13 protein-coding genes are annotated in these 20,420 nt (G+C 36.9%); 7 read left to right on the forward strand and 6 right to left on the reverse strand.

Annotation, left to right across the window (positions count from 1 at the left end; translation table 11 throughout):
* The first annotated feature begins 182 nt into the window (after positions 1-182).
* Positions 183-2,129 carry an S-layer homology domain-containing protein gene (locus tag ACEVFT_RS05830; protein ID WP_393948681.1) on the forward strand — a complete coding sequence of 649 codons (1,947 nt, stop codon included), beginning with the start codon at positions 183-185 and terminating at the stop codon, positions 2,127-2,129.
* Positions 2,130-2,693: 564 nt separating this feature from the next.
* Here the strand turns inward: ACEVFT_RS05830 and ACEVFT_RS05835 are convergent.
* The 4 genes from ACEVFT_RS05835 to ACEVFT_RS05850 form a co-directional block, all read right to left on the reverse strand.
* Positions 2,694-4,622, reverse strand: a complete 1,929-nt coding sequence (locus ACEVFT_RS05835; RefSeq protein WP_393948683.1) for an N-acetylmuramoyl-L-alanine amidase — start codon at positions 4,620-4,622, stop codon at positions 2,694-2,696.
* A 233-nt stretch (positions 4,623-4,855) separates the two neighbouring features.
* The gene (locus ACEVFT_RS05840) at positions 4,856-5,767 is read right to left on the reverse strand and encodes a C40 family peptidase (RefSeq protein WP_393948685.1); all 912 of its coding nucleotides are present in this window, start codon (positions 5,765-5,767) and stop codon (positions 4,856-4,858) included.
* 221 nt (positions 5,768-5,988) lie between these two features.
* Positions 5,989-7,056 carry a CAP and S-layer homology domain-containing protein gene (locus ACEVFT_RS05845; protein WP_393948686.1) on the reverse strand — a complete coding sequence of 356 codons (1,068 nt, stop codon included), beginning with the start codon at positions 7,054-7,056 and terminating at the stop codon, positions 5,989-5,991.
* 200 nt (positions 7,057-7,256) lie between these two features.
* Positions 7,257-11,255: a rhoptry family protein gene (locus ACEVFT_RS05850; RefSeq protein ID WP_393948762.1), complete on the reverse strand. Its 3,999-nt coding sequence runs from the start codon at positions 11,253-11,255 to the stop codon at positions 7,257-7,259.
* Between the two features lie 345 nt (positions 11,256-11,600).
* On the opposite strand from ACEVFT_RS05850, the gene ACEVFT_RS05855 reads away from it, so the two are divergent.
* The 3 genes from ACEVFT_RS05855 to ACEVFT_RS05865 are packed head-to-tail and all read left to right on the forward strand — an operon-like array spanning position 11,601 to position 13,810.
* Positions 11,601-12,278 carry a hypothetical protein gene (locus ACEVFT_RS05855; RefSeq protein ID WP_016993688.1) on the forward strand — a complete coding sequence of 226 codons (678 nt, stop codon included), beginning with the start codon at positions 11,601-11,603 and terminating at the stop codon, positions 12,276-12,278.
* Positions 12,278-13,534, forward strand: a complete 1,257-nt coding sequence (locus ACEVFT_RS05860) for an HlyD family secretion protein (protein ID WP_393948688.1) — start codon at positions 12,278-12,280, stop codon at positions 13,532-13,534. Before ACEVFT_RS05855 ends, ACEVFT_RS05860 begins: the two co-directional genes overlap by 1 nt.
* 12 nt (positions 13,535-13,546) lie before the next feature.
* Complete coding sequence (locus tag ACEVFT_RS05865; RefSeq protein ID WP_393948690.1) at positions 13,547-13,810, forward strand: hypothetical protein; 264 nt, start codon at positions 13,547-13,549, stop codon at positions 13,808-13,810.
* Positions 13,811-14,061: 251 nt separating this feature from the next.
* Here the strand turns inward: ACEVFT_RS05865 and ACEVFT_RS05870 are convergent, their stop codons facing one another.
* Together ACEVFT_RS05870 and ACEVFT_RS05875 are read right to left on the reverse strand one after the other, a co-directional pair.
* The gene (locus ACEVFT_RS05870; RefSeq protein ID WP_393948692.1) at positions 14,062-16,554 is read right to left on the reverse strand and encodes an S-layer homology domain-containing protein; all 2,493 of its coding nucleotides are present in this window, start codon (positions 16,552-16,554) and stop codon (positions 14,062-14,064) included.
* A gap of 66 nt (positions 16,555-16,620) precedes the next feature.
* Complete coding sequence (locus ACEVFT_RS05875) at positions 16,621-18,513, reverse strand: stalk domain-containing protein (RefSeq protein ID WP_393948694.1); 1,893 nt, start codon at positions 18,511-18,513, stop codon at positions 16,621-16,623.
* A gap of 614 nt (positions 18,514-19,127) precedes the next feature.
* Between ACEVFT_RS05875 and ACEVFT_RS05880 the strand changes: the two genes are divergently transcribed.
* The 3 genes from ACEVFT_RS05880 to ACEVFT_RS05890 all read left to right on the forward strand — a co-directional run bounded on the left by ACEVFT_RS05880 (position 19,128) and on the right by ACEVFT_RS05890 (position 20,278).
* Positions 19,128-19,682 carry a hypothetical protein gene (locus ACEVFT_RS05880; protein ID WP_393948696.1) on the forward strand — a complete coding sequence of 185 codons (555 nt, stop codon included), beginning with the start codon at positions 19,128-19,130 and terminating at the stop codon, positions 19,680-19,682.
* A gap of 50 nt (positions 19,683-19,732) precedes the next feature.
* Entirely contained in the window at positions 19,733-19,993 is a 261-nt protein-coding gene (locus ACEVFT_RS05885) for a YgiT-type zinc finger protein (protein ID WP_393948698.1), read from the forward strand.
* A gap of 63 nt (positions 19,994-20,056) precedes the next feature.
* Positions 20,057-20,278: a hypothetical protein gene (locus ACEVFT_RS05890; protein WP_393948700.1), complete on the forward strand. Its 222-nt coding sequence runs from the start codon at positions 20,057-20,059 to the stop codon at positions 20,276-20,278.
* Positions 20,279-20,420: the final 142 nt, after the last annotated feature.

The following is a 20,420-nucleotide window of genomic DNA, read 5'->3' on the forward strand; positions in this document are numbered from 1 at the left end:
GAAACTCATGTGAATTTCGATTCACTTCCCCTCTCCTATTTGAAACTAACTCTCTCATCAAAATATAAAAGCATACTTATTGCCTATAAAAGGCTGGTATATTTTATGGTATTTCTAACATTTGACCCTTATCTTGATTGTGTAACTTTGTTAAAATGATATCAGTTTAGGAGGGTAAAACTATGAAAAAACTATCAATTTTTATGTTGCTCATGATGCTTGTTAGTCTAGTCATTTGGCAACCCCAATCGGTCTATGCAGATGAGCTATCAGGACATATGCATGAGAGTGGTCTGCGCTATTTAATTCAGAAAGATGCATTGCTGAAAGATGCAAATGGTAGCTATCGTCCAAATGCTACGGTGACACGCGGTGAATTCGCCACATACATAGCAAAAGCGTTAGATTTGGACGCAAAGAACGAGATAACGTTTACAGATGTCTCAGACACATATTTATTTGCAAATGAAATTAAGCTTGCTGCTACTGCTGGAATTATTACTGGTTATACGGATGGCTCATTTAAGCCGGATGACCGTATTTCAAGAGAGCATATGGCAGTTATGCTAATCAGAGCTGTTGATTATTTAAAAATACCAAAAGGTACTTCTTCTATTACCTTCAAAGACAATACCACTATTTTTAAAGATTTCCGTCAAGATGTTGCAATCGGTGCACAATTAGGACTTATTAAAGGAAGCTCCAATGGCATGTTTTTACCTAGAGACAATGCCACAATTGGTGAAGCGTCAACATTTATCCTACGATTAATCCTTCTTGCTGATCAGGTTGACGCTGGTAAAAATGAAAACAACGGTAACTCCGAGAATAACGGTAATAATAATGAGAACAACAATAATACTACCGCATATATCGTCAAAGAAATTTCAAATGGTAATCTAGTAGACAAGCAAACCTTTACTAGCTTTGAAGCAGCTGAAAAAGCGATGACGAATAATTCTTTAGTGATTACTCAAAATAATAAAATTATCAAAATGACTTCAGGTTATGTTGTAACGAATAATTATGTGGCACTGAATTCTGAAACCATAAAGGATCAAATCGCAGTTGCTGGTAATACAGAAATGGAGTATCTAGGTAGTGATGCCACACAAGTAAAAGTACGCTTAGCTGGTCATACTGGCTATTTAAAGCAGGCAGACGTTAGCTTAATTCCTTCTGCTTTAGTGAAAGGCCGTTCTTATTACACAAATGAATATGGTGAAATAAAACATACCTTATATGATTATAAAACAAATAAATATTCAGCTAGTTACGTGTATGGCAAGGCACCTAGCTTTATGAAGCAGGGTGAGAAATACTTTAGCTGGGATGGCATTAACTTTACCAATGCTGATGGTTCTTCAAAAGGAGAAGCCTATAACTACTATCAATTCTTACCAGCCCGTGCAACGACTCAATATACAATAGAAGAGCTAGATCAATATATTGTGGAAAAATTAGCAGAGGTTGAAAGCTCTGGAGCTTCGATTTATAAAAATGCCACAACTAAAAGTAAGCTACTTGGTTTAGGTTCTGTATTAAAACAAGTGGAAGCAAATTCCCATATCAATGCTATGCTTATTTTATCCCTAGCACAGCATGAGAGTGCCTATGGTATGAGTGATCACGCTCAAAATCTAAACAATCTATTTGGGTTATATGTCTATGATACGAATCCACTGAACAAGAAGTTTGATAGTGTCGAAGCTAATATTAATGAGTTGGTTGAAAAATTCTTACAGCCAAATTATATTACACCAGGTGGACGTTATACGAATGGTGCAGTTGTTGGCTCTAAAGCTATCGGCTTCAACGTAAAATACGCTTCAGATCCATTCTGGGGCGCCAAAATTGCTGGACATTATTATCGTGCAGAAAAAGCTTTAGGCTTTAAAGATGCGAATAATCCTTATAAAATCGCACTTACAACAACAGCTGGACTGAATGTTCGTGCAGATGCATCAACAGGTCAAAGCCCACTCTTCACATTCAGTAAAAGCAATATGCCCGTTATCGTCACAGATACAAGCTCAAACGGTTGGTATCAAGTTGTTTCGGATAAACTAAACACTGAACCAGGATATATTAGTAAGGATTACATTAAATTCATTAATACCGTGAAATAACAGTAAATGGCTGCCTCTTCTAATTGAGGCAGCCATTTACTATTGTTAAAAAAGGATAAAGTCACTAGCAGAAAAAGACCTTTTCATAAGGCGAGAGGTTGATTTCCGTTCCGCCAGCGTCCTTTCCAGGGGGCGTCCGATGAGCCGCTTCACTCACTTCCGTTCGCTCCAGGGTCTCGTCTCCTCTGTGACGCTAAATCCCCTAGGAGTGACGCTGGCTCCTCTCCAATCAACCATTCTACAAAAGTGTTTTTTCCTTTTATTTCATACTAACAGTTGTGAAAAATATGAAGAAACGATGAGTGATAACTCCTCTCCATAAAATGAGTAGTGAACACTTTATTTAAAAACCTTTGCTAAAAAGTTAACATTTTGTGGGTTGGAGTGGAAGACTACTTGACTACCCTGTGATAGAGAGTCAGGTGAGCCCACAGAAAAGCAAGTAGCCTGCAAACGAGGTAGCCATTTTTATAGATTTGTTTGTCTTTCTCTAATGTGGGTATATAGAGAATAAGAAAAACGATTCCAAAGGCTAGTACAGCTTTGGAATCGTCTCTTCATCACTTATTGTTTTTTATAGTATTGCAAAATACCATTATAAATAGATTCTGCAAATAACTTAACGTATTGATCATTTGTCATTTTACTGTTATCCTCTGTATTCGTTAAGAAACCAAGTTCCACTAGAATAGACGGGATCACCATATTACGAATGACGTAGTATTGCTCTTGCTTGACACCACGGTTTTTCATATTTAAATTGTTGACAATTTGATTATTAACATAAGTCGCTAAATCAATGTCTTCCTGATACATATCTCCTGTAGATATTGCATAATATGTTTCAGTACCTGACGCTGACGTATTAGCAGCAGAGTTGACATGGACACTCACGAAAATTTCACCATAGTTTGCTTGAGTAAAGTCTACGCGATCTTGTAATGATGGATACGTATCACCAGTACGTGTCATATAAACCTTTGCACCAGCATTCTCTAGTAATTGTTTCACTTGTGTGCTAACTTTTAGTGTAATGTTCTTTTCAGAAGCAGAGCCCTTTACAGTACCTGGATCTTTACCACCATGACCTGGGTCTAGGATGATAATACGATTTTGTAAAGGTTTAGCTGTTTGATTTAATAGTTTCAAATAAGACTTGTGAACATAGCCTGTTTGGCCATTATAAGTGATTTCTACCCAGTAACCATTGATGCTATTAACTTGGACATACTCTCCTTTATTCAACTTAAATAACACAGCTGATGTAGAGTTACTTTGACTGCGAACATTTAAGTTATCAACCGTTACTCTTCCAAGCACATCACCTGAAGCTGGTGGTGTAGGATCTGGATCTGGATCTGGGTTCGGATTCGGCTTTTCTTCTTCCACAGTATCCGTAGTGCTATTCGCTACAATATAACCTGGTAAACCATTTACTTGTGTTAAGTAGTAGCCACCAATTGTTTTGTAAACAGGAAGTTTTTCATTCGCTTTAATTGATGAAATGACTTTTGCTGAAGATGTAGGCTTCACATATAAATTGACAGCATTTTTTGTCGTTACTTCTTTTTCGACTGTTCCTAACTCATTGCCATCTGCATCTACAAATTCTGCATATTGCTTATAAACATAGGCATATGCCCCTTTGTAAGTAACCTTTAGCCAATTACTTTCAACAGCGTAGACTGATAATTTACCGCCTGTATTGACTTTACCTACAATGTTCGTACTTGAAGTAGAATCTTTTGATTTACGGATGTTTAACCCATCAGTAGTGACCTTCACTAAGCCAATGACTTGTGATGTATCTGGAACTTGTACACCTTTTACAGGAAGCTCTAATCGATATTTTTCACTGTTTGCACGTGCAACGAATAGTGAGAATTGTGAACGTGTTACAGTGCCATTTGGTAAATACGTATTACCTGTTCCATTTGTAATACCATTATAATAGATTGTATTGATGTATTTCACATATTCGTGTGTGATTCCTACATCAGTAAATGGTGAGTCGATCCCCTCATACTCACTAGTATCTAAATTAAAAGCCTTTGTTAATACATAACTCATTTCTCCACGAGTTAGAGGCTTATTTGGTAAGAATTGGCCTTTTATATTTTTGTCGAAAAATCCTAGCTGTACAGCACGTTCTATGTAACCTGACATTTCAGTGCCGACTGTAACATCTGAAAAGCTAGATTTATTTACAACTAATGGTTTATTACCAGAGGCCACAACAACCATTTTAGCTGCTTGTCCTCTTGTTACACTATTATTTGGGCCAAAGACTCTTTTACCATTCACAAAGTAACCTTGAATTACCCCCAAATTTACTAAATAACTGATTTCTTCATAGGCTGGGTGATTTTTAGTAACATCTTCAAATGTTATATTCGAATTGTTAGCTGCACTGACACTTGCACTATGTATCGTAAACATAGAAGCCGAAATGAATAAGACGCACAAGATAAGACTAATTTTTTTGATGTTCAATGTCTTATTTCCTCCCTTCTTGTTCTCTTAACGTGTCCATTTTAACAAAATTAGCTAAATAAAGCATCATACAATAGAACTGTTAAAAATTAATTTTCCAATTCACATCCTTTCCTACAAAATTATCATAAAAATAGAAGAGTCTGCTATTGCAAACCCTTCTTCCATTATACGCTATTCAAAAGATCATTTCTTGCAATCTATGACACAATTAAAGTGTTAACTTTATGAACTTATTGTTGAATTCTTTCAATAAATACTTTTAATTGTTCGATTTTTAGTAATTCATCAGAACCGAAGCTGCCGTCTCCGTCACCATTTGTAATGCCATTTGATGCTAGAGTAGAAACATATTCATTAGCCCAGCTTTTTTGAGATACATCACTAAATGTCACACTTCCACCATTGTTTTCAAGGCCAAATGCTAGCACTAATACTTTAGCAATTTGCGCACGCGTAATTGGTGAAGACGGGTTGAATTTACCATTTGCATCGCCTTCAAAGATACCTAATTTTGCTACAGCTGCAATAGCACCTGCGTGAGCATATGTAGGTTTTACATCTACAAAACTAGTAGTAGTATCAGATGTATCTAAGTTTAAAGCTTTTGCAATTTGTACTGCTACCTCTGCACGAGAAGCATATACGGAAAAATCAATAGCTGCTTGCTTTACTTCAGCTTGTTGTTGAGCATCAAATGTTGCCACGCGTTTTGCGCCTACATAACGATCGCCCCAATAATATGGGTCATTAACATTTGAGTAGCTTACACCTTGACCAGTTTGAGAGTGGATCATTTTACCATCACCTATGTATATCCCCACATGTGAAATCCCACTACCACTTGTATTGAAAAATACTAAATCGCCAACTTGAAGATCACTCTTTGCAACTGCAGTTCCTTGTTGATATTGTGAGCCTGACGTACGGTTTAATTGAATGCCTAAGTCAGAAAATACTTTAGAAGTAAAGCCTGAGCAATCAAAACCGCTTGTTGTTGTACCGCCGTATTTATATGGAATGCCTAAATATTTAGATGCTGTATCAGTTAAATCTGCTTTAGACGCTGCTTCAGCAGTATTAATATTAGTAGTTGAAAATAACATAAATGATGCAAAAATCGGTAATAACCATTTCTTATTCATACTTTTGTTATACCCCTCTCAAAACTTTTTTGCCTATACATAGACTATCACAAAAGAGGCGAATGTTATTTTTCAATTGTGTAACGGTTTTAGACAGTAAAAAAACGCTGTAATACCAACGTTTGGTGGTATTTCCAGCGTTAAAAAGGGGATTTTTTTATCGTAATTTGGAACTTTCGTAACATTTCTGTAATATTAGCGATTCTTTGTTACACAACAACTTATTGACTAGAGAACATTTGGACCCAATAGTAATTTCCTTTGCTATCCTGTGCTATTGCAACACCAGTATTTGTATAATGTTCTTTTAAAATATTATCTCGATGACTTGGAGAAGCCATCCATGCTTTTACTGCAACTTCTGGCGTTTTAATATTTCTAGCAATATTCTCTCCAAAACTTGTATAGTTGTAATCAAATAATGTCGCTAAATCCCAAGGTGCCCCATAATATGGAGAAACGTGTTCAAAATAATGGCGTTTTACCATGTCCTGTGCTTTGATAATAGCAATTTGTGTCAGCTCTGAATCATAGACAACAGGTTCCAGCTTATTCTTCTGTCTTTCAACATTAATTAATTCAATCACCTTTTTAGACCACTCGGAAGAAAGGTTTACAGTTGGGATATAATCCTTTGCAAGATAGTCATAAGCTACTTCCAATGCCTTAATTTTTTGCTGAAAAACAATGCTTCGCTCAACAAAAACAGCAAACTGAGCGCGTGTTACCATTTGGTCAGGAGCAAAATGTTTAGCATCCACTCCACCGATAATGCCGATATCTGCTAAGGATTCGATATAATCCTTTGCCCAATGAGTACGTGTAATATCTGCAAACTGGCTATTATTTTTGCTATCTACTTTAAACTGATACGCAAGTGCTAGCATTTTTGCCACCTGCATACGTTTTAAAGGCTCTTCTGGATGAAAGGCATCACTTTTTTGAATGACTCCTAGTTTAACAAGCTGACAAATTTCCTTGTAATAAGGATGTGTTGTAGGAACATCCTTAAATTTTACAGGGTTTTCAATGTCAATGTTTGTTTGAAGAGAGCGTGCAATAGCAGCAGCAGCCTCTGCCCTTGTAATAGCTTGCTCAGGCTTAAAAGTGTTATCGTTATATGTAGTCATATATTGTTTAGTGAGCATATGTTGAATTGAGGCATTTGCCCAGTATGAATTTGTCACATCTACAGCCTTTGCAGATGCTGCTTCGACTTGACTAAAACTAGTTAAACTTCCTACGGTTGCAGCTATTGAAAGTACCATTATACTAAGTAATTTTTTCAACAGGGCTACCTCCTCACGTTGGCAAAATGAATATGTATCAAATGGTACCTCCCAATCAAAGCGACCATTTATACTATAAGATACGAAATTCAAATGATATAGTTTCACTTTTTTGGAAAATAATATTAAGGTCCACTTTTTCTTACTTATAAAAGGAGTTTTCCCGTAATAATCATTGGGAAAACTCCTTTTTTATCATACTATTGAATCATTTTAAGATAGTCTTCTAGAATGCGGTAATTATACACTAAGCCCTGTTGCTCAATCGACAAATTACTATAATCTTTTTGAGCAGCTAGCACCTTTTTCTCAAATGATGAGCTGTCTGGATCAATGTTTCCGATAGCTTGAACAACTTTGAGAACGGCAGCCACATCTTTTTCAGCCTGCTTTAAGACATCCTCATTAATGACTTGTCCTTTAATTTTAGAGTCCAATGCCTTATAAGCCGCAACGGCATTCGCCACATCTTCAATATATGTCGAAGAACTTGGAGAAAGTCCTGCTATGATCTCTACAACCTTCTTCACATCGGCTAAACTTTTCTCTGCTTCGAGTAAAATAGAATAGTTGGAGATACGCTGTTTATCTGTCGTATTCAAACTATCATACTCTTTACGCGCCGCTTCCACCATGCCAAAGTAATATTTATCCTTTGGATTCAATTTAGCAATATTATTATAAACCTTTATAACACTATCTAGTGAAAGCAATAGTTGGTCGTTATAAACATAGCGTCGTTGATCAGCATTGAGTTTATCATACGCTTTTAAAATCTTTTGGTATTGACTATTCATATCTTTTGCCGTTAGCAATCGATCTATATCTTCTACAATACTTATTACAGGCTTTATTAGCTTTTCTTGATCTTGTAGTACTTGATAATTTTGAACAGCTCGTTGCTGATCCTTTGGTAAAGCATTGTAAGCAGCACGGATTTCTTGAATGCGTTTTACATATTGCTTTGGATCAACAGATGGTAAACCATCAATCATTTGCATGACATTACCAGCACCTAAAATACTAGACTCCGCTGCTTGCAATAAGTAGTAGTTTGTTACATATTGCTTCATATCGTCAGGTAGCGCATCGTAAAGTGAGCGAGCTCGTGACGTATCTTGAAGGAAGGTGTTACTTGAAGATTTTAGTTTACTAATCAATTCCATCACATTGGACACAGGCTCAAACTTTAACAGAATATCAATATTGTCGATATATTTTTTTTGATCTTTCGATAGTTTATCATAAGCTTTACGTGCTGAGCTTACCTTACTAACAAAGCTTTTTGATTCTGGATCTAACTCATTAATTTGAACCATCACACTTAAAATTGGTTTAACAGCTTTCTCACGTGTTGTTAGATCTTTAATATTCGTCACTAATTTCTTTTGGTTAGATGACAGCTTATCATATGCTACACGCGCATTCATTAGTTTCGTTAAATAGTCGGCATCCTGCACTTCTGTTAAGTTTATAAGCTCAACCACGCTCTGTGCTAAGCCCTGTTCATTTTCTGCTGCTACCAGTGCATCATAGTTTACAATTGCTTGCTGCTTCTGTTCTGGCAACGCATCATAAAGCTCACGCGCTGTTTTCATATCTTGATAGAATGTTTTACTAGTAGGCTTTAATGAAGCAATGAGACCAATCAAGGAAGCAACATCCTCAACAGCAGTGAGATTAGCATAGTTTGTTACACGCTTTTGGGAAACTTGATCAAGCGCATTATAGGCTTTACGAGCATCAAGAACCTTTTTTGTATAATCCTTATTTGTTGGATTTAAGGCATCAATCATTTGAATAACCTTGATTACCGCCTTGTTATCCTTCTCGTAGGAGCTTAACATTTTGGCTTGCTCCACTAGCTTCTGTGCGTTCTTATCCATTGCTTTATATTCTAATGTAAGTTCTGCTACCTTTTTGACAAATGTGTCAGGTCCTTCATTTGCTAAGGCTATAATACGATCATCAAATGCTTTGGCCGTATTGATATAGCCTTGTGCTTTTTGGAGGTCCTCGCTATTTACTACCTCTTTTTGAAGTTCGCCCAATTTATTAAACGCTTCATCTGCTTTTACCACATCATCTTTATACGTTTTTTTAGATGGATTTAATGCACTAATTTGAACCATTACATCAATCACAGGAATTACATCTTTTAAATCTTTATAATTTTGAACAAACGTCTTATTCTTATCATCTAGCTTCGCGTAAGCTGTATAAGCTGAATTTGCTTTAGAAATATAGCTTTTAGAATTGGAATCTAGTTTTTCAAAGAGCGAGATAACATTAACAACCGATTTATAGGATTTCTCTAAATCTGTTAGCTCTTTAATATTCGTTACGCGCTTTTTAGCTGTTGGTGATAACTCATTATAGTGAGCTCGTGCATCCAATATTTTTTCAATAGCTATATTGCTATTAAGCAGATCAATTTCCTCTATAATGTCTTTTACCGCTTTTTCTTCATTAATTAAAGCCTCTATTTTTTCAATCAGCTGTGTTTTTAAATTGTAAAGAGCTTCTTCATAGCCACTACCTTGTGCATCTAATTTAACTACTTCGTTTTTTAATGCGGCAAGCTGTCCGCTGTAATCTGCTGAGGGTTTTAATGTATTGATTGTTTTTGATAGATCAGCGTATTTTTGAAACAGTGTTAGTTTTGCAGCTCCTTGCACTAACGTTTTATCATTTTCATTTAATTTGTTATAGGTAGTCCAGGCAGAGAGCGTCTTACTTTCAAAAGTTTTTGCAGTTGGATCTAGGCTATCAATTAACTTATCTACCTTTAACGCAGCACTTAAATTTTTCTCCCAAGATGTCAGCTCGGCTAAATTACTGACGATTTTTTTTACATTGCTTGGATTGATTGTTATTCCAGTTGGAGCAGGTGGATTATCATAAGCTGCACGTGCTGCTTTAATGGCAGCTACTTTTTCACTGTCTGCTTTAGGCTCAATCAATTTTATAAGGGCTTCGATACTTTCAGCTACAGTAATATTGGCTATTGCTGATTGTAATTCGTTCGCGTTTTTAACAAAGTCTTTATTGATTGTTAGGTTATCGTATTTTGTTTTTAGCTCATTAACTGCGATACGATATGCGTCTTCTTTGGATACACGTAATGTAGAAATGCTTTTCGAAATATTGGTCGCCTGACGATATTGTTCAATGCTCTTATATTCTGTTTCTACTAAATTTTTAGACGCTGCATCCAGATTATTGTAGGCTTTATCAATTGCTGCTACCGCATTAATAAAGCTTGAGGCTGAAGTGAAATCTGCTGGCTGTTTGCCTTTTAATTCTGCAATACTAGAAGTCACTTTTTCTAGAGCAGACAAACCTGCTAATGCATCCTTATACTTTTTAAAAGGTGTAACCTTATCATCATTTGGATTGTACGCTTCAATTACTTTCTTTTGCTCTGTTGTTAACCCATTATAATTCGCCTTAAAGCTATTTATTTTAGGCAAAACAGCTGAGTAATCTGAGGATTTTTCCAATAACTCAACTAACAGAACTAATTCTGTAGCTACTCCTTCTGCTTTAGTCGCATCCACTTTTAACTTATTTAATTTGTCAACATCCATCCCCTTGCCTTTAAAGTAGGCATTGCGTTCTGCATCGGTATAGCCGTATTGTAAAGATGTGCCGCGAATTGTACTGGCAATGTCTTTTGCATTATTCACTAGCGCCTCATTGACAGCTGCTTCAAATTCCTTTTGAACAGTTACATACGCTTTTAGTTCATCCTTGCCAATATTTAAAAAGTTATTATATTTCGTATCGAAAGCGGCTACCTCTGCAATAAATGTTTTACTTGTAAACGAGATTCCCGTCATTTCTTTTCCTAATTTTTGTAGCTCACTTAATAAGTTACGCTGCTCCTCCACATAGCGATACTTTGCTTCAATAAATGCAACTTCGTGTTCATTAAAGCCTGTAGCACTTAAAACTTGAAGATCTCCTTTTGCAATGACCATATCATCAGCCGATGAGTTTTCCGACAGCTTACCAAATTGTGCAATAAGCTGCTCTCTTGTCGTTGCAGCTGCTATCTGATTCGTATAGGCAACTTGCTCCGTATGTGTTGTGACGCGGGATTGTGCATCATTTTCCTGTGCATTCGCTATAGTCGTAGGTGCCAATAATAGACCCGTTATGACCCCTGCTGTCAATTTTCGATTCAATCGAACCACCCTTTCATCGTTTATGTATAGGAAAATGATTGTGTTCATTTTCATTTAGAATTTATGACTTTAGTATCGGTGTAAATTGCTTGATTTCAAGCCATTCTAATATATTTACAAAATCAGACATATCAAAAGTAACTTTTCAAAATTACTAGCTAGAAAAACAGGAAGTTATTTCAATTATACTATACAATGGTGTTATGAGATTTTCACCAATCGACATATGATAAGAGATTGTGTTTTTTCAATGAATTTATTGGAAAAAAACAGCTATTTTCATATGTCATAATATCTTTACAAGGTGTATACTACAACTTTAATATCCTATTTTGGAAGAAAGGACGCTGTTTAATGTTTTACCATTATAAGTTCTGGCATAGTTTAAAAAATCCTACCTACTTTACTAGCATCGTAGAGGAAGGCGAGGTCATCGGATATAAAAAACGAGTACTAACGGTGTTCATTCTTTTCATCCTGTTGTTTGCTGCTCGCGAATATTGGGGAATGGGGACAGAAAATTTAACGTCCTTATTCGCTAAGGATTTACAAAATGAATACTATGTAGCACGTATCCTTTCGATGCTTGGTGCCATTTTATGGGCAATCGTCTATTTTTGCTTCCACTATTATGGTGTTACCTATCTATTACATCTATTAACGGACATTCCTTATACTTGGATAAAAAGAGTCCAGCTTTATGTTGTGGCCTTTCTATTAATTGAAAAAGCAGTCCTCTTTGCTGTTTTCTATGCAGTAGGCTATACGACCATGTTTTCTTTCTTCTCCTTGGCTCCTGCTGCCTTACAGGTGATTGAAACAGATTTCGTGTTATTTACGATCAATCAGTTGACGGTAACAACGGTTTTAATCATTATTGTTCAGTATCTCTTCCTATCGAAATGGGAGGAAGAAGCTAGTAGAAAAATGTTAGTAATCAAATTGATTGCTGTGCAGCTATTTATGGCCCTTTTTGTAGGCTTGATCAGTGTGCTACCAATTAAAGAATGGATTGCTAGGGGGTTAGGATGATGGCATTTATCAAAACAAGACCATGGACAACTATGACCATCGTGTTAGCATTGCTAGTAATCAGTATAAATGCTTATTTTGTTTTTAAAGATAATAGCAGTGTGACACGATCCTACTTTATCGATGAGTTTCAAAAGGCTTATGTCGGCACAAATACAGAGCGTGTTACTAAAGAAACTATTGTAGCACCTGCTGAGACATACACAATTACTGCGGATGCAACTAACTTATCAGCTGTGAATGTAAAGCGTGGCCAAGAAGTGATGATGAATGATATACTCGCTACCTTTAAAACAGATGAGGTGGACGAGGAGTTAACAAAGCTTGAATCTGAACGCACAGCCTATGAAACAGAACTACAAGATTTACAGGATGCACTTGATCAAATTGAGGATGAATATGGAGACGCTTCTAATCCAAAAAGCTCCATTAATACGGATCAAATCAATGATAAGCTATCCGTAACGCTAAAATTAGAGCTTGCTCAACAAAATTCTGCTTCGACAGCAGTTGCACTGTTAAACCGACATATTGCCGAAACAAATCGTCAAATTGGGCTACTTGAAGCCCAAATTACACAAATTCAATCTCGTCAGGGTATTGTCAGCCCTATTGATGGTGTTGTGTCAGCAATTAAGGAAGAAGCGGGTGCGCTAACTTTTGAAATTTATTCCAATGAAAAAGCAATGTATGCCTATTTATCAGAAAAGGAATGGCAAAAGGTTCAAGAAGGGCAAACTGTTGATTTTAAGGTGAAACATGTCAAAGATGATCTATCTGGTGTAGTATTAGAAAAACAAACGATTGCTACTGACGATCAGACGGTTTGGGCAAATGAACTGGCTAAAACTGCTACCTTACCACAACCAACTAATTATGAAGTAACATTGCAGCAGGATGCCCCATTAGAGGACATCCCATTTTCGACAACTGGCAAAGCCTCTATTATTGTCAACGAGGCATTCGATTCTTATAAAGTCGATAAATCGTGGCTAGCCACAGCTAAAAAAGGGAACAAAAAGCTTTATATTATCAATCAGGACGGTAAAATTCAGCTAATTGATGTCAATGTGCAATTTAAAACGGCTAAATCAGCCATTTTTATGGATTATCTTGATGAAGGTACGCCAATGCTCTCGAATGAGAAACGTAATACCGAAGCCTATACCTTCAGAACATTACCTGTTGAGAAAATCCAATGGAGCCATTTTAAAGAGCTAACTTGGAAGCAATATGTGAAATATATCGTTTTCTAATCTAAATCCGTCTTGTCCGTAAAAGGACAAGGCGGATTTTTTGTTATAAAAGAGGATGATGATACTAAAAAAACATTTAGCAAAACGAGCGATGGGTTGATTTTCGTTCCGGCAGCGTCCTTTCCAGAGGGGGCGTCCGATGAGCCGCTAAATCCCCTAGGAGGCACGCTGGCTCCACTCCAATCAACCACTCTGAAAATGTGTCTTTTCATTTTCTTTCATACTAACAGTAGTGAAAAATGTGGAGAAGTGATGAGTGACAGCACTCCTCAATAAAATGATTAGTGAAAACCTTTCAAAAAGTTAACATTTTGTGGGTTAGATTGGATGGCTACTTGACTCTCGTGGGATAGCGAGACAGGCGAGATTTTGCACAGAGCAGTTGTCGAGGAAGAGGCTCGGCGATAACCCACAGGAAAGCAAGCAACGGATATCCACTTCACCTTTCATAAAATTGCTGTTGATTGTTTTGTTTTTCAACAAAACATAAAGAATCCTCTGTAGCTGTTACAGAGGATTTGTCTTCTTTATTTTAAAGATAAGCATCTATTTAAGAAGCTTGCAAATTGAGCACGTGTAATTTGTGCATCTGGTCTAAATGTGTTATCTGGGAAGCCTCCAGTTAAATCATTTGCGACAAGTGCTTGGATATGGCTGTATGCCCAATGTGTTGATTTCACATCTGAGAAGCTTACTTTGCTTGTACCTGTTAATTTATAGGCTCTTGTTAAAATGGCAGACATTTCTGCACGTGAAAGCTGTCCATTTGGATTAAACTTCCCTGCCTCTTGTCCTTTAATAATGCCAGCCTGCTCAACTGCGGCAATAGCACTGTATGCATAATGGCTCTTACTCACATCTTTAAAGCTCGAATCCTTCGTTGTAGTTAGATTTAGAGCTCTGGCAATGATCGTAGCTGCCTCTGCACGTGTAATGGATGCCTCTGGTTTGAACGTTCCATTTGAGTATCCTTTAATAAGAGATTTATCGTATAAGCTTTGGATTTCTGAAAATGCCCAATGCCCTTTTGTTACATCTGTATAAACTAATTCTTCATGATTGTCTTTATAAACTGCTTGTAATTGATCGAAATACAGCTGACCTTTCTTCTGAAGAGAAGCTGTTGGCTGAGCAACATATAAACGCTCGAATTTCAATGGCTGTGGTAGATCACTTGGAATATCCGCTGTCACGTACTTCCAGCCACTCCAGTCTAAACCGCCCTGGCTTGTGAAATCAATTGTATGCTTAGTTCCAGCACCATCAATGACAACGCCTCTTAGCCAATGCTTGCCAGCATCGCCAAATACCCAAAGACCGATATTTTTAGGCTGACCTGTCATAGCTATTGGTGTTTTCGCAACCATATAGGCAGCTTTTGTGCCTGTGCCTGCTGTTGTGAAATCGTAGTTTAATTGTAAGCTAGCAGTTCCCTGTCTAGCATACTCTTTAGAGCTTGCTAATGAAGCATTGGCTTTCGCTGTTTCGGTTGTCCAAGAAGACGCATTATCGAAGCTATCTAGTACAATAGGTTTTTCTGCTAGGTCTACTACTTTCACAGCTGTAGACGTGCGAATACCTTCATACTCCCCGATAATTTTCCCTTCACCTTTTTGTGTTGCTGTAAAGGTTGCACCGTCCATTTTGCCGATATTGCCTTCAACTGTCCAGTTCATATTTGCTGGGTTGATGGTCATTGGATTCAAGTATTGATCATAGGCACTTGCAACCTGCATATCTACAGAAGAACCTTTCATTACTTGACCAACGCTACTTAACGTAATTGATTTTACTTTCCCTGGTGGCGCTGTATTCACAACCTGTAAAATCGCTGATACACGACGCTCACTGCCCTCTGATGGTCTATTCACTAGGTTGGCGAAATAACCCCCTGGATTACGCACGACCATTGCTGTAGAGCCGCCTCCATCTAGGTTAATAGCCGAAGAAGCACCCATTGAAATTAAATGAGAAGCTAAATCGGATAAATTAACACCATTACTATGACCACTTATGCGACCATCAATTGTCACAAGAGATACCTTTGTACCTGTAGCATCTATCGCTACTGCTGTACGTGGGCTACGTGTGGAAGCAAACCCTGAATTTGTTGGCATTGAAATATCAACTTTACCGTTACGTACAAGCATTGGTCCAGCAGCTAAAATGAACTGTGCATCCATCCATTTTTGATCGATTGATAAGCTGACATCCATGCTTGTGCCTTCTGTAATGCTACTTAATTCAGCGGCTAATTCTTTATTTTGTACAGAGATGACAAAGCCATCTGCTGGTACAGACGAGTTACCTTCTGCTCCATAGGCTGTTACATGAGAAACTGTGCCCGAGAACTGATCACCAAAATGCAAAGTGTTTGTATCTTGGCTAGCACCCGACACAACGAGTTCTACACCCCATGTATTTGTCCCTGTTGATCTTTTTTCAGGTGTATATAAAACGTTTTTATTTGTTCCTCGTTCACTATTAATAAGATCAATAGGATAGCTTTTGCCATTCACTTGGAAAGTTAGATTCGTAGAATAATAGTCTGCTATCGCTTTCCCTGATTTCGATAAACCAAATGCAACTGGCTTTTGTGTTGGGCTATCATATGTATCTCCCAAAATACCGTAGTTCACAATTTCATTGTTTTCTGCTAACAAGTTCGCAGGCATACCATTTCCTAAAAAGTAAGAGGCATTGACCGCTCCAACAACGCGATGCCCATCAACTGTGTTTTGCTTGGCCATCGCTGATGTTGTTTTTAATGAATTAATAGGATTTGGCATACCAATTTCTAGTTTTGTATATGTATTATTTAAATTAACATCTAAAACATTTACAAACTGACGTATAGAACCTGAAGTATAGTTTTGCTGTGAATGTATTACCTGTGGTGAAACCTCTGTTTTAACTTCACTGACTTTATTGCCTAAACCAGCAGCTTGTCCATTGATGGGGCTAACTGTAAGTGTAAGCATGAATAGGACTACAATAATCGTTATTAGTTTTCTTGCCATTTTTCACTCCGAATTAATTCAAAGTATGGCACGTACCATGTCACATGACCCGTGCCAGTGACTTTTTTATTTTGTTTCTACATAGATCGCTACTGGAAGGTTCACACCACCAGCATGCATTAACTCTAATTCAATCGTATCTTTTGAACCCTTCATCTTGAAATCTGGTAATTCAACATACTCTGCCCCTACTCTTAAAGAAGGCACTAAATACACTTTGCCATTCACTTTAATCGCTCCGCTGTATAATCCTCCTCGACCAGCTAGCTTCAGCTTAATCGTTTTTGTAGAGCCTGTTGGATTGACAACTGGAATGGACACTTTATAGTTCATACCGAAGTGACCTGGATTTCCTACCGCACCATTAATTTGAGAAAGCGAATTTTCAGCCGTTTGTAGATGGTCTGTACGGCCATTAGAAATGTTATAGCCTACCTCAGGAGAATCTACTGTATAAGCTGGTAGTTCTGCTAGAATTGTAGCACTTGGCCACGCGCCTCTTGGATGTTTCGCATACTCATCCACCGCAACCTGCTCCGTTTGGATTGTTGTTAAATCTGTATTATCTTTTGAAAGCACTGTACGAATTGTATACTCTGGCTTTCCACCATTGACTGCTTGAATATCTAAATCATGTAAAAAACCGATAATATAATCATAGTGTAAATCGTATGTTTCAATCATCTTTGTTTCCCCTGGTGCAATGACAATGCCACTACTATCCGATTTTTGAAGCTTATTATTTAAAGTAGCGTCCGCAATCGTCAAGCCAAGGTCATGACCTACCCAGCTATTACCCGTTTTTTGGCTAATGCCCTTCGAGTCGGTCACCTTAATGCTCTCTGTCGTAGACTTGTTTTGAACGGTAATCCCAATATTGACATCCGTACCTAATGTGTTGTAATGCCAGCCAAAGACACGATGCTTATTCGTTGCCGCAGTTGGTTTCACATCATATTGTGAGAGAGTCGCATTATTCATAGGTACAAGCTTACGTGTTAATGTTTCAGGATTATCACTAATAAATAAATCACGATCCCCCTCTAAACGAGCAGAAGGAACAACCTGTGGTGATGACGTAGTGCCATATGATTTATCTAGGAAGGGGCTTGTGAACATATAACGGTAAACATAAATATACATTTCTTTTTTTTCTGTGATATAACGTAAATTTCCGCCTAATGCATCCACAAGAAACTTAGCAGGAATGTACATTTTGCCTTTTTGTATAAATGGCTTTTCGATCATTGTCACTGATTCATTGTTAACCAAAGCCTGATTGCTATTATCATTGAAAATAAAGCTCATCCCACCAATTAGCAATTCGAAGGAGCCATCAGGTTGCCAAGTACCAGATGAATCATCTAAATAATCATAAATATAGCTAGCAGGTAAGTATGTTCTTCCATCCTTTGTAACAATCGGATCTTTCATGACAATACGTTTGTTATTAATATGTAAGATATATGGGTCCTCCTGCGGTGGTGCTGTCGTTTCATCTGATAATGTAATATCTACCGATTGGGTAGCCTCATCCCAATTAACAACACCATCAAAGTTTTCGCTGACGAAACGTAATGGCATGTAGGTACGATCTTTATACATAAATGGCGCAACATCCATTGCAACCTCTTGACCATCTACTAAAGCCTTATTCGAATCGATTGTTAAATCAACCATCTTACCATTGCGAATCGCCGATGCCGTCAACGTCTCCTTATCCCAATCCACACTTGCACCAACCGCTTCATACAATGCACGCATTGGTAATAATAAGAAATCCGATTTATTTAAAATAGGATCATTGACTTGAATCGTCTCTCCATTAATCGTAATCGAAACATTGTTTTTTATCTGAATTCCATTGTTACTAGTAGCTGATGCAGACGCTTGTCCTGGCAAAATCGTAGCCAACGCAACTGCTGATACAATACATGTAGTCCTTAGTTTCTTAAACATCTTAATCTCCTTTTTCCTCTTACAATAGTCTTTATCATCTTAACACGAAAAACCCCTAAAATGTGGGATTTATATCGAAAAGAGTAGAATTCGGTACTAGAGTGCTAACCCCTCTCCTTCGAAAGCTTCATATAAAGTAAATGATATTCCAAAATACCATGGACATTTTCTATGAAACTTAATGTGATTGCTTTCACACTATTACTAATCAAACTTCTCTTTAAGGTAGACTTGTCATAGCCTCAAAAAGTTACATAATACTCCATTTTCTTTTGAGAAATTGAACGATTGAGTTGCGTTATAAAAGGAATGCTTTATGAATAAAGAAAGCTGTATTATACTAGAAATACAGTGTTTATAAGAGAATATTTGAATTAATTATAAATAATAGTAGGAATATGTGGGGCAGTAAAGCATAGAATATAGTTGATTATAAATATGTAGTACATTCATTCTAGTGACGATTACTGATAATCAATGACTGTAAAGAAGCTAACATAACCTTTTATTCGCAGCATGATTTTGAAAAAATAAGGCCAGTGAATAGAATATATAACTGTGGTATAATTTAGGAAATAGTAACAGCAATAATAATGGGAAAGAGAGATTTTTTAATGAGGGAAGTTGAAATATTTGTTTCAAATGATGGTACACAATATATTTGGAATAGAGATCAAGAGGAAGTGATACTGTTAAGTGACGCTGAAACCAAAATGGTATCGCTTAAAGTATCCTTAATGTCTGATGATGAGATATTAAACAGAACGTCTGGAAACGGCGTCCCAATGGGAATCCCCATAACCCTTAGTAAAGATAGATTGATAGAGATTCGAGATAATTTGGTACAGATATTGAAAAAAGGCCCTTTTATTGATTTTGAAAAACATGTATTAGAACGACTTGTATATGATGCTTTGTTAGATGATGATCATCCAGAAAAAAGAGGATGGAATAACGGTGAGGAAGTCCGAGAATGTGTTCTATCTGCTTCAATGGTAACTGGTGTTCGACTAAACGTCGATCATCATCATACTAAAAATACTGAGAAAGTTAAACACCTTCACCCTAACCTTGCTCTTGTCATTTCGGGAAGTAAGGATACTGGTAAAAGGCGACTTGTTTTGGTAATATTAAATAAACAGACGATTAGTGTGATAACACTATTATAAATAACCTTTTATTTGCATATACTAAGAATAATTACGAAAGAGGTGGGATTATGATCTTGGCTCCCAAAAAAAATGATTTTAGAGTGAAAACAACTTGCTCCTGTGGAAATACAGCCAAAAGGAGAGAAGGAAATAGTGAATTTTTTATTGGACCACGTAAAATTATAATCAAGAACATCCCTCATTTTTATTGTTCTTACTGTGATAAAGAGATATTCGATTCTGCGCTGGGAACTGAAGATCTTTTAATGTATGCCTTTAAAAATAATATGAATGAAGTAGACTGGAATGAAAAATCCTTATATATTTAACAAAAAGACAACGTAAACCTTAAAATTGGTTACGTTGTTTTTTATGGGGAAGCATGTTTGTACATGAACATCGTAACATTTATACCTATCAGCAATGTAGTGGATACCGAAGCATTTTTAGAATATGAACTATTTATTTTAGATACTGCTATCATTGAAGGCGAAATGCATGACTTTTCATATTCAAACACAGCTATCATTCCAGGGATCCATACGTATGTCACTATGACGAAAGGTGAACGAAAGGATAAAAATTTAATGGAGATTCTGCTAAATTTAAAATAATCGGTCGTGAAGACTTCATACAATATGAACGCTTTAGCTCAATAGAAAGCCAGCTCTGTGATTCACTCACCTAGCTGGCTTCTTTCATCTATGCAACTGTAAATCGTTTAGTGGCACAACATAAAAACTCAATTAGCGTGAT

The organism is Lysinibacillus sp. PWR01 (assembly GCF_043359455.1).
Taxonomy (GTDB): domain Bacteria; phylum Bacillota; class Bacilli; order Bacillales_A; family Planococcaceae; genus Lysinibacillus; species Lysinibacillus fusiformis_F.